Origin of the sequence: Chryseobacterium sp. BGARF1 (genome assembly GCF_001677955.1) — a bacterium.
Taxonomy (GTDB): Bacteria; Bacteroidota; Bacteroidia; order Flavobacteriales; family Weeksellaceae; genus Chryseobacterium.
In genome coordinates this window covers 21,364-32,312 of the sequence record NZ_LELA01000097.1, presented here as the reverse complement: position 1 = coordinate 32,312, position 10,949 = coordinate 21,364, and the positions used below count along the sequence as shown (strand labels likewise).

9 protein-coding genes and 1 pseudogene are annotated in these 10,949 nt (G+C 35.3%); all 10 read right to left on the bottom strand.

Translation table 11 applies throughout. The features are described 5' to 3' along the window. Positions 1–1,012 (bottom strand): annotated as a pseudogene (locus tag AB671_RS18320) (T9SS C-terminal target domain-containing protein); the annotation flags it as partial. A gap of 310 nt (positions 1,013–1,322) precedes the next feature. After that, positions 1,323–2,438, bottom strand: coding sequence for an agmatine/peptidylarginine deiminase (locus tag AB671_RS18315; protein WP_066680237.1), 1,116 nt, complete (start codon positions 2,436–2,438; stop codon positions 1,323–1,325). Between the two features lie 195 nt (positions 2,439–2,633). Beyond that, complete coding sequence (locus tag AB671_RS18310) at positions 2,634–3,119, bottom strand: hypothetical protein (protein WP_066680238.1); 486 nt, start codon at positions 3,117–3,119, stop codon at positions 2,634–2,636. A gap of 245 nt (positions 3,120–3,364) precedes the next feature. Next, complete coding sequence (locus tag AB671_RS18305; protein WP_066680240.1) at positions 3,365–4,750, bottom strand: NADH-quinone oxidoreductase subunit N; 1,386 nt, start codon at positions 4,748–4,750, stop codon at positions 3,365–3,367. A 181-nt stretch (positions 4,751–4,931) separates the two neighbouring features. Beyond that, positions 4,932–6,425, bottom strand: coding sequence for a NuoM family protein (locus AB671_RS18300; protein ID WP_066680242.1), 1,494 nt, complete (start codon positions 6,423–6,425; stop codon positions 4,932–4,934). Then, positions 6,425–8,338, bottom strand: coding sequence for an NADH-quinone oxidoreductase subunit L (gene nuoL / locus AB671_RS18295; RefSeq protein ID WP_066680245.1), 1,914 nt, complete (start codon positions 8,336–8,338; stop codon positions 6,425–6,427). The genes AB671_RS18300 and nuoL overlap by 1 nt, the downstream gene beginning before the upstream one ends. A gap of 2 nt (positions 8,339–8,340) precedes the next feature. Then, a complete protein-coding gene (gene nuoK, locus AB671_RS18290) occupies positions 8,341–8,670 on the bottom strand; it encodes an NADH-quinone oxidoreductase subunit NuoK (RefSeq protein ID WP_066680246.1) in 330 nt (109 codons plus the stop codon). A gap of 4 nt (positions 8,671–8,674) precedes the next feature. Then, complete coding sequence (locus tag AB671_RS18285) at positions 8,675–9,172, bottom strand: NADH-quinone oxidoreductase subunit J (RefSeq protein ID WP_066680248.1); 498 nt, start codon at positions 9,170–9,172, stop codon at positions 8,675–8,677. Next, complete coding sequence (locus AB671_RS18280; RefSeq protein ID WP_066680251.1) at positions 9,172–9,729, bottom strand: NuoI/complex I 23 kDa subunit family protein; 558 nt, start codon at positions 9,727–9,729, stop codon at positions 9,172–9,174. Before AB671_RS18280 ends, AB671_RS18285 begins: the two co-directional genes overlap by 1 nt. Before the next feature lie 135 nt (positions 9,730–9,864). Continuing rightward, complete coding sequence (gene nuoH, locus AB671_RS18275; RefSeq protein ID WP_066680289.1) at positions 9,865–10,929, bottom strand: NADH-quinone oxidoreductase subunit NuoH; 1,065 nt, start codon at positions 10,927–10,929, stop codon at positions 9,865–9,867. Positions 10,930–10,949 lie beyond the last annotated feature (20 nt).

Here is a 10,949-nt window from a genome sequence, read left to right as displayed (position 1 = left end):
CTGTTCCTTCTTCAATTCCAACTGTTTTATTTCCTGACTTTTCAGACCTTGATTCTCCACCAATAATATATCCTGAAGACGTAAAAGCTATGGTTCTCAAATGATCATCACCTTTACCTCCAAAATTCTTTTCCCATTCTACTTTATTGTCTTTGCTGAGCTTGATGACCCAATAATCGCCTTCTCCGAAGTTTTCTGTAGACTTTGGATGAGTAATAGGTAATGGGTAATTAGTAATATCTGAAGAGCCTCCTTTTGCATTCGAATTGGTATTACCCATTACCGATTGCTTATTACCAATAGTAGAAGCACTGCTCCTCGAGTAAATTCCCAGCAATGCTCCTCCATCTGGAGTTGGGATTATTTTTTCAACTTCATCCAGACCTCTTCCGCCTAAGAGTATTTCTGAAAGTACTTTTCCATTTTTGTCAAGTCTTGTTACGGTCACATCTTTCGAACCGAATCCGTTGGCTGCATTTTGAACATTTCCGGCGACCATAAATCCAAAATCAGCAGTCTGAATGACAGATCTTGCTTCTTCATCCTGAGCTGTTCCTAATGTTTTTTGCCACAGTTCGTCTCCGAATTCATTAATTCTGATCAGCCAGATGTCGGATCCTCCTTTCGAAGCTTCTTTTTTGTCTAGACCCTTTCCGGAATGCGAGGTTCCTGCTAGAAGAAATCCACCCTCTTGCGTAGCAACTGTTGCCGATAAAAAGTCATGGTTTTGCCCTGAGAAATACTTTTCCCAGACTTCTTCTCCTTGTTGATTGAGTTTGACTAAATGAAAATCGTAGCCGTTGTTCTGCTTTGAAGCTGCAGATATCCCTGCAGTTTTTCCTGCTACCTGAATACTACTACCCGTAATAAGATATTGCTGATCGATGGTTGGGGTAACCTGTGAAAGGAAATCCTGAGTAGAGGATTTAATATCTTTCTGCCATACCACATCCTGAGCATAGAATACAGCAGTTGTGCATATCAGAAATGCACTCATGTAGAGTTTTTTCATGATTTGAGTTTTTTAATGGTTATTATTTTTGCGAATTTAACTTTTTTTAACTTTATAAATCCTCTCTTTAATGAGAATTAATATGATAAGATTCATGTTGATTTCGCAAACATAATTATCTATCACGACAAAACGTGACGCTTAATATTAGATATTTTTATATACCCAATAATTATACATTTTAGATACAGAAAGGGTACAGCGACTGTACAGCAATAGTACATCTAAATAATCTGTCAAAATGACAAAAGCTGCTCAAACTGAGCAGCTTTTTTATAATAAACCTTTTGAAAAGGGATAATTACTATATTTAAATCTTTTCTTTTAATAAATTTCCTGCAGGTTGCTGTTGCGTTACACAGTGAATCATGCCACCGTTTTCATAGAGATTTCTGACATCAATACCGATTATTTTTCTGTCTGGATATTGTTTTTGAATAATTTCATTGGCAATTTTATCATTAGCATCTCCATAATTTGGAACTAAAACAATTCCGTTGGTTACGTAATAGTTTACATAAGAACCTTTGTCTTCAAGCTGTTTTCCGTACGCAGTTTTCACTTTATTTTTGGTTGTAGGAATATATACTTTTTTATATTCTTTACCTTCTGCGTTGGTTGCAGAGTGTAATTTTTCAACATCGCTTTCAGAAAGACCTAATTCAAGCAAATCATTTTCTTTCATGGTAAGCATAGTTTGGGGATTAATGAATTTCATAAACCCGTCAATATGCATATCGGTAACATCCAAACCCGTCACGCCGTCTAACCAGATTACTTTTGAAACGCCGTAGTATTTTTTAAACATAGTTTCAGCTTCACTTTGAGTAATGCCTTTGTTTCTGATTGATTCTTTTTCCTGGCTGATGACCGAACTTTTGCATGCCATTAAAACACCATTCCCGTCAGTTTCTACAGAACCACCTTCGTTGACCATTTGTTCGCCAAGATTAATTACTTTTATTCCTAAATCTTTTCCTATTTTTGATGGGATTTGATCACAATTTTCGAAATCATATTTTTCACCCCAACCGTTGAAACCCCAGTCTTCAATCAAAATATTTCCTTTGTTGTCTTTTACGAAAATAGGTCCGTTGTCTCTTATCCAGACATCATCTGTTTTATATATTTTAAAGTCTACGTTCTTCAAAGAAACTTTTGCTTTTTCTAAAACTTTGATAATTCTTTGCTTTTCGGTTTCATCATACGCAATGATGTGTACTTTTTCATTGGCTTGCAAAGCTTTTGTCATGTCTATCCAAGTTTGCTCTACACGGTTTCTGTAGGTTACCGCATGTTGATATTGATGCGGCCACTGCAGCCAAGTTCCTTCGTGTTCAGCAGATTCTTCAGGGAAATGATACGTTTGAGCCATGTAAATATTGATGTTTAATACAATAAATAAAAAGAGAATTAAGTTTTTCATTTTGTGGAATTTTTGTTGCAATAAATACACCAAAATTTACTTCTTTTTTTTAGCATTAATTCTTTTGTGGTAAAATATTTTTCTTGTTGGCTTACAAGTATGAAGTATATTCTTATCAACTTGTTATTTTATGCTAAATAAAAACTGCTCAAAGTCGCGAAACTTTGAGCAGCATTCAAATAAATTTTAAAAGATTTATTTTTTTGGTTTCAGTGAAAAGTTATCTACATAAACAGCCTGATGTATACCGTTTAGCATTACTTTCAGACCTACATTGGCATCTTTTTTCAGAGAGATGTTGATGGTCTTTTTGTCACCTGTGATTTTTGAAGGTTTTACAATAGAAACATAAGATTTTGTATCGGCCGGATTGTTTACAGAGAATACTTCCAATGTAGTTTCTCCGCCATTATCTGAAATATCGAGAGTCAGGGTATAGTTTCCTGCTTTAATTTTTGGAGTGACCAAATACATATTTTCTCTTGGGCTGGTCATTGAGTAAAAAGTAACTTTTTTTTCTTTTGCGTAAAGCATTGCTTTGCCTTGATGAGCTGTCCAGCATTTGTCGATATCTTTCCAGGTATCAAAATTTTCTGTAAGAGTTGATACTGTTTTGCACTGTGCATTTGCTGTTAGAAATCCTCCTAATGTCAAGATTCCCACAAGTACTATTTTCTTCATAATCTATTTATAAATTTTTAAGTAAAAGTAGTTAAAAAATGATTTTTAGAAGAGTTTAAATTTAATTATTTTGAATGATTCTAAATGTTTTTTGTCATCTTTAATTGGAAAAAATATTAGATTGGCTGAGAAACGTAAGTCAATAACTATAAAGTTTATAATAAAAAGAATAAAGATAGATTTTAGACCACAAAAAAACCTTCCAATAAATTGAAAGGTTTAAATTTTAAATATCTTGATTCAGATTATAATCCGAATTGCTTTGCAAATAAATCAGGGAAAACTCCCAGTGCAATGATTGATGCAATAATAAATACTGCGACAATATTGTACGTTATGCTTACTCTTTCTGAAGTTTTAAAGGTTGTTTCTTTAAAGAAGAACATCGCAATAATTAATCTTAAATAGTAGGCGATTGAGATTGCAGAACCTAAAACTGCTACAATTACTAAGAATGCATTGTTGTCTTTGCTTAATGCCTGAGCAAATAATGAGAATTTACCCATAAAACCTGCCGTTAAAGGAATTCCAGCCATTGACAATAAAGAGATTGTTGCAACAGTTGCCAATAATGGTTCAGATTTAGCCAAACCTTTGAAAGCTCCGTAAGAAGTTTCTCTTTTTAGTTTTTCAACCCAGATCAAGCACATAAATACTCCTACTGTTGATAATGAATAAGCGAATAAATAAAACGCCAATGTATATGTTGAAAGGGCATTCATTCCGAAGAATACCAAGCCGATATATCCTGCGTGCGAAACTGAAGAGTAGGCCAACATTCTTTTAGCATTCGTCTGAGCCAGACCCATTGCGTTTGCCAATAGTAAAGTAATGATCAAGAATACGCCTAAAATGTTAATCCACTCGTGAGTAACACCAGAGAAACCAATCGTCATTAATCTGAATAATGCGTAAAATCCTGAGATTTTTACAACACTTGCCATGAAAGCGGTGATTAATGAAGGTGAACCCTGGTAAACATCCGGACTCCACATGTGGAAAGGTGCCAAAGCTACTTTAAATGCCATTGCACAAAGCATCAACACCACTCCAAGAATAAACATTCCGTTGGTAGGATTTACCGTGCTGAAATCATGAATTCTGTATAAATCAAATGTTCCTGTGCTTCCGTAGACAAAGGCAATTCCTAATAATAAGAAACCTGTTGCGAAAGCTCCCATCAGGAAATATTTTAATGAAGCTTCGTTTGATCTAAGGTCTGTTTTGTTAGCACCTGCCATTACGTATAACGGAATAGACAAGATCTCAACTCCCAAGAACAAAGTCACCAAATTCTGGTATCCGAACAATACAAAACCTCCACACAATGCAAAAAGCATCAATGCATACAATTCTGACTGATGGTTTCTGTGATTGCTGAATGCAAAACCTCCCAGGAAGAATAAAAGCAAAGTCGTCACAATAGAAATTTTTGTAAACAATGCTGTATTTTGTCCGTACTCATACATCAATCTGTATTTTTCGAAGAAAGAAGCTTCAGGTAAAAAGCTTACATATAATGCAACGATTAACCCAAAAATACCAATGTATCTTGCGTATTTTCCTTTTTCAAAAACTCCCGAGAATAATGCAGCAACTGCTGTCAGGAAAACAATAATTAAAACACTCATACTATAGATTTTGAGATTCGAGATTTGAGATTTGAGATTCGAGATTTGAGATTTGAGATTTGAGATTCAAAGGTTTGGATTTTATAATCCTGTTTTCTTGGTCTCTTATCTCTTGTCTATAAGTCTCTTATTTCTTGTCTTTTGTCTCTTAATCTTTTAATTTTTAAATTTTTTTAATCTTTTAATTACTCATCGATGAATAGATAAACTTCAATGAACTTCCCACCATATCGATTACCGGTTGAGGGAAGATCCCTAACAGGATCACAAATACTGCAATACTTGCCAATACTGAAAATTCTACTGCCGATAGATCTTTTGCTGTGCTTAATACTGCTGCATTACCCTCACCAAACATTGCTTTACCGTAAAATCTCAATAGATATACCGCACAAAGAATGATCGTTAAACCAGCAATGATTGAAGCTAATACATTAAAATCAAAAATAGATTTGATCAGGATAAATTCCCCAATGAAACCATTTGTCAATGGAACTCCCATTGATCCTAAAATGATTAATAGGAAAAGTACGGCAAACTTAGGCGCTACTTTTGCCAAACCTCCCATCTGTCTGATGTCTCTTGTTTTGAATCTTTTGTATAAAACATCTGCACAATAGAACAAACCAACTACGTTGATACCGTGAGCGAAAGTCTGAACTAAAGCTCCTTCAGCTCCTTCAATAGTAAAAGTTCCATTTAAAGTAAGCATTGCGGAAGAAAAAATACCAGCAACCATTAATCCAACGTGTGAGAAAGAAGAGTATGCAATAATTCTCTTCATATCAGTCTGGATGATCGCAATTAAAGCACCGTGTACAATTCCGATAATTGCCAGGATGATTACAATCTGTCCTGAAATTCCGAAAATAGCGGTTGGTGTAATAGGTAATAAATATCTGATTACTCCGTAGATTGCCATTTTCAGCATAATTCCTGATAAAAGCATCGATCCTTGAGTTGGAGAATAAGTATACGTATCAGGTTGCCAAGTATGGAAAGGGAAAACCGGAAGTTTCACTGCAAAAGCAAAGAAAATAAACCAGAATACAACGATTTGCTGCGTTTCACCCAAATCTGCATTATACAGATCTGTAAGAGCGAAAGATGCTGAATGCGTGTAAACATAGATTAAACCAGCCAACATAAACAAAGATCCTACGAATGTATAGACGAAGAATTTTGTCGTGAATTCCATTCTTTTGTTTTCCTGTCCCCAAAGAGCAGCAATAAACCAGATTGGAATAAGCGTTACTTCCCAGAAAATATAGAATAACAAACCGTCTAAAGCTGTGAATACTCCTACAAGACCAAACTGCATCAGCAAAATAAGTCCGTAGAAAGAGTTTTTGTAGCTTACGTTTTCGTTAAAAGATGATAAAATAATTAACGGCGTAAGAATATTGGTCAGTAATAAAAGAAGCAAACTCATTCCGTCAATCCCGAAATGAAGGTTACTTTTTATAAACTGTGACCAAGGATAATTGATTTCGTATTGCAAAACACTGTCAACCGTCGGTTCAAAATTGAAATCCGAAAGGATGTAAAATGTAAGCAGCATTTGAATCAAAGCAATTCCCAGTGCCAAATATTTGCTGGAAGCGTTCTTCCATGCAAAGGTTAATCCCGAACCTACAAGAGGTAAAAGTAATAATGTTAATAGTAAATAAGACATTATTGTAATATAAAGTTAACAATCAGTATAATTCCCACAGCCAAAGTCATGATAAGAACATAGTTCTCAACATTTCCGTTTTGAATACGTTTCATAGATTTTCCGCTGTCTTCAGCACCTTCACCTATGTAGTCTACAAAACGGTCTAAAACGCCTTTGTCAAACATTTTTCCGCCACGTCCAAGTCCTTCGAAAGTTTTTACAATTAATGCATTGTAAAGTTCGTCGACATATAATTTTTTAGCAGAAAGTTTTTCCCATCCAGTGTATTCATTTTCAGGTTTTGCCATTTTCTTCTTGTTAACGTACATGTTTTTAACAATGAACCAAACAGTGAAGAACATTAAGATAGTTGCTCCTAAAAGAATCATTTCAGTATTGAAATCAACTCCCGAAAGAGTAGCTTCCATTTGCTTAAAGCTTTCCGGTGTCAATACCGGTTTCAGCCATTCCATTAATTTAGCATAATGACCGTGACCGATAAAGTGTGGTAAATTAATAAAACCTCCAAGTACTGAAAGCACTGCCAAAACGATCAACGGTAACGTCATGTTCATCGGGCTTTCGTGTAAATGATGTTTTTGCTCTTCGGTACCTCTGAATTCTCCGTGGAATGTCAAATAATACAGTCTGAACATATATGCTGCGGTTGTTGCTGCTAAAATGAATAACATTACCCAATAAATAGGGTTTTTAGCAAAAGCTGCAACCAAAATTTCGTCTTTAGAGATCATCCCTGAAAGTAAAGGGAAACCTGAGATCGCCAATGTTCCGATCAGGAAAGTGATGTGTGTGATTGGAATGTATTTTTTTAAACCTCCCATAAAACGCATATCCTGCTCGTTGCTCATTGCGTGAATTACAGAACCTGCTCCCAAGAATAACAATGCTTTGAAGAAAGCGTGTGTCATTACGTGGAACATTGCTGTAGAATAAGCTCCCAAACCTAAAGCTATGAACATGAAACCAAGCTGTGAAACTGTAGAATATGCCAATACTTTTTTGATGTCGTTCTGACGCAGTGCGTAGAAACCTGCCAAAGCTGCCGTTAAGAATCCGATTAATAAAATTCCACCTTGTACAGTTGGAGCTAAAGTAAATAAGAAGTTTGATCTTACTACCAAATAAATACCTGCAGTAACCATCGTTGCCGCGTGGATCAATGCTGAAACAGGAGTTGGACCTGCCATCGCATCGGGTAACCAAGTATATAAAGGAACCTGAGCAGATTTACCAACAGCACCGATAAATAAACTTGCCGTGATAAAGATGATGATAGTTCCGTCTAATTCAAATTTAGAAGCATTTTGTGCTACTGAAATATAATCTACAGAGTTGGTCTGAGACGCAATCATGAAAATACCAATTAATAAACCAAGGTCACCAATTCTGTTCATGATGAAAGCTTTTCTTGCTGCTTTACCGTATTCTTCGTTGGTGTACCAGAATCCGATCAATAGATAAGAACAAAGACCTACACCTTCCCAACCGATGAATAAGATCATATAGTTGCTTCCCATTACCAAGAGTAACATTGAGAAGATGAAAAGATTTAAATAAGTAAAAAACTTATAGAAACCTTTATCGTGACTCATGTATCCGATAGAATACAAGTGAATTAAAGATCCGATTCCCGTGATGATCATCACCATCATTAATGATAACTGATCAATCTGGAATCCGAAATTAATCTGAATTCCGTTTACTCTAAACCATTCGAAAGCCTTTACAACTACGGCAGGACTTTCAGAGTCAAAATTTAAAAATAAGCTTACTGCTATACAAAAAGGTGCAAAAACTGCAACTGTTGCCAAACTTCCGACTACAATCTTTGGAAGATTTTTCCCGAAAAGCCCGTTGATAAGAAAGCCTATAAGTGGTAAAAGTATTATTGCATATATTAAATTCTCCATTCTTATCCTTTTAATTTATTAAATATACCTACATCTACAGAACGGGTGTTTCTATATAACATCGCAATAATTGCCAAACCAACCGCTACTTCGGCTGCTGCAACTACCATGATAAAGAAAACCAAAAGCTGTCCGTCACTGTTCCCGTTGTATGCCGCAAACGCAGCCAATAAAAGGTTTACAGAATTAAGCATAAGCTCTACACAACCTAAAATTACAATCGCATTTTTTCTGAGCAATACTCCCATAACTCCAAGACAGAATAATACTGAACAAAGAGTAATGAAATATTCCAGAGGGATGCTTTGCATAAATGTATTTACTTCTCCCATAATTTTATAAATCTTTTTTACCGATTAGTACCGCACCTACAATACCTGCTAAAATCAGGACTGAAGCAAGCTCAAACGGTAAAACATATTCATTGAATAAAAGTCTTCCCAGGTTCTTTGTAAGACCTACCCCTTTATCTACGTTTTCAACCACTACATGATTATCTTGTACTCCTCTGAAAACTCCTAAAACACCAATCAAAAGAAGACATGCAGTAAAAACTCCAACAAACTTTAAAGTATTGTTCTTCTTACTTTCGTCTTGCTTATTAAGGTTAAGCATCATTAAGATATAAAGGAAAAGTACCATGATAGCACCAGCGTAAACGATGATCTGGATGATGGCAAGGAACTGTGCATTCAAAAGAATATACATTCCGGCAATCGAAAACATTGTAACAATTAATGACAAAATAGCATATAAAGGATTTTTTGCAAATACAAAGTACACTGCACTTGCCACTGCTAAAAACGCCACCAAGAAAAATAAAAACTGATCCATTATTTTACCGCATTTTTTTGTTTCTCGGATTGTCTTTCTGTGATATCAATCCTTTCATTTATTTTTTCAACTAATTTATCTTTACCGTAAATGAAAGATCCTCTGTTGGTCTCAACATCAACCAATCTGTCTGTAAGATAAATTGCAGATTTCGGACAAGCTTCTTCACACATACCGCAGAAAATACATCTCAGCATATTGATTTCATATACCGATGCATATTTTTCTTCTCTGTAAAGATCTTTTTCTTCTCTGGTTCTTTCAGCAGCGGTCATTGTAATTGCTTCTGCAGGGCATGCTACTGCGCACAATCCACAAGCTGTACATCTTTCTCTGCCTTCTTCATCTCTTTTCAAAACATGTTGACCTCTCCAGATATCAGCTCTAGGCTTTTGTACTTCCGGATAAGAATAAACATTGGGAGCACGTTTTACAACGGTTCTCACAGCATGCTTAAAAGTAATCCCCATTCCTTTGAAAATCGCCGGTAAGTAGATCTTCTCAGAAAAGGTCATCTCTTTATTTGAAACAACTTTTGATCTGTTTGTAAGTTTCATTTAATTATAGATATTAGATGTTAGACATTAGATTTTAGACTAATCTTGTCTGTTATCTTAATTATTTACTATTTTATTTTAAAATGATAATGTTAATTTTTAAATTATCTCATTATCAAATTTTCATATTCTTTCTTAATTTCCAAAAGCTAAAATCACAGCTCCTGTAATCATTAAGTTGACCAATGCCAATGGAATTAATGTTTTCCATCCTAAGTGCATTAATTGATCGTATCTGAATCTTGGAAGCGTCCATCTGATCCACATAAAGATCAAAATTCCGATTATTGTTTTAGATAAAAATGCTACGATACTCAAAATACCTGCTACATTTTCTCCCCAGTTTTCAGTAACCCAGTCAATTCCCGGATAGTTGTAGCCTCCGAAGAAAAGCACGACCATGAAAGCATTAGAAATAAACATATTCACATATTCACCAAACATGTATAAACCTAACTTCATTGAAGAATATTCAGTTGTATATCCTGTTACCAATTCAGATTCACATTCAGGTAAATCGAAAGGGTGACGGTTGGTTTCTGCCAAAGCTGCAACAAAGAAAATTAAGAACGCCAATGGTTGGTAAAAAATATTCCAGTTCATCCCAGAACCGATAGGGATAATTCCCCAAAGTTTTCCTTCCGTTTGATTTTCAGTAATTACTTTTAAATCTAAACTTCCTGACATCATAATGATAGAAAGTAATGCAAGACCCATTGCCAATTCGTAAGAAATCATCTGTGAAGAAGCACGGATTGCACCTAATAATGAATACTTGTTATTGGAAGCCCAACCTCCAATCATAATTCCGTAAACTCCGATAGAAGCCATTCCGATGATGAAAAGTACACCAACATCAATGTTAGCAACTTGTAAATCATAAGAAACACCACCTAAATTTAAGGTTTTCCCCCAAGGAATCACCGCTCCGGTAATTAATGAAATAAACATCACCAACGCAGGTCCCAATACGAAAAGGAATTTTTCTGCATTGGCAGGAGTAAAGTCTTCTTTAAAGAAAAATTTACCACCATCCGCAAGAGGCTGTAGCAAACCGAATGGTCCTGATCTGTTTGGCCCGATTCTGTCTTGCATAATGGCTGCAACTTTTCTTTCTGCCCAAGTAGAGTAGGCTGCAATCGTTAATGAAAGCAGGAAAAGTGCAAGTACAAGTATTAATTTAAATGTAATTAAATCCATTTTATTATTTAAATGTTTGA

What these genes read in the sequence shown, in the direction of transcription:
- AB671_RS18315 (WP_066680237.1), bottom strand. Translation starts at nt 2,438, where the DNA reads ATGAAAAACTTAATTCTCTTTTTATTTATTGTATTAAACATCAATATT.
- AB671_RS18310 (WP_066680238.1), bottom strand. Translation starts at nt 3,119, where the DNA reads ATGAAGAAAATAGTACTTGTGGGAATCTTGACATTAGGAGGATTTCTA.
- AB671_RS18305 (WP_066680240.1), bottom strand. Translation starts at nt 4,750, where the DNA reads ATGAGTGTTTTAATTATTGTTTTCCTGACAGCAGTTGCTGCATTATTC.
- AB671_RS18300 (WP_066680242.1), bottom strand. Translation starts at nt 6,425, where the DNA reads ATGTCTTATTTACTATTAACATTATTACTTTTACCTCTTGTAGGTTCG.
- nuoL (WP_066680245.1), bottom strand. Translation starts at nt 8,338, where the DNA reads ATGGAGAATTTAATATATGCAATAATACTTTTACCACTTATAGGCTTT.
- nuoK (WP_066680246.1), bottom strand. Translation starts at nt 8,670, where the DNA reads ATGGGAGAAGTAAATACATTTATGCAAAGCATCCCTCTGGAATATTTC.
- AB671_RS18285 (WP_066680248.1), bottom strand. Translation starts at nt 9,172, where the DNA reads ATGGATCAGTTTTTATTTTTCTTGGTGGCGTTTTTAGCAGTGGCAAGT.
- AB671_RS18280 (WP_066680251.1), bottom strand. Translation starts at nt 9,729, where the DNA reads ATGAAACTTACAAACAGATCAAAAGTTGTTTCAAATAAAGAGATGACC.
- nuoH (WP_066680289.1), bottom strand. Translation starts at nt 10,929, where the DNA reads ATGGATTTAATTACATTTAAATTAATACTTGTACTTGCACTTTTCCTG.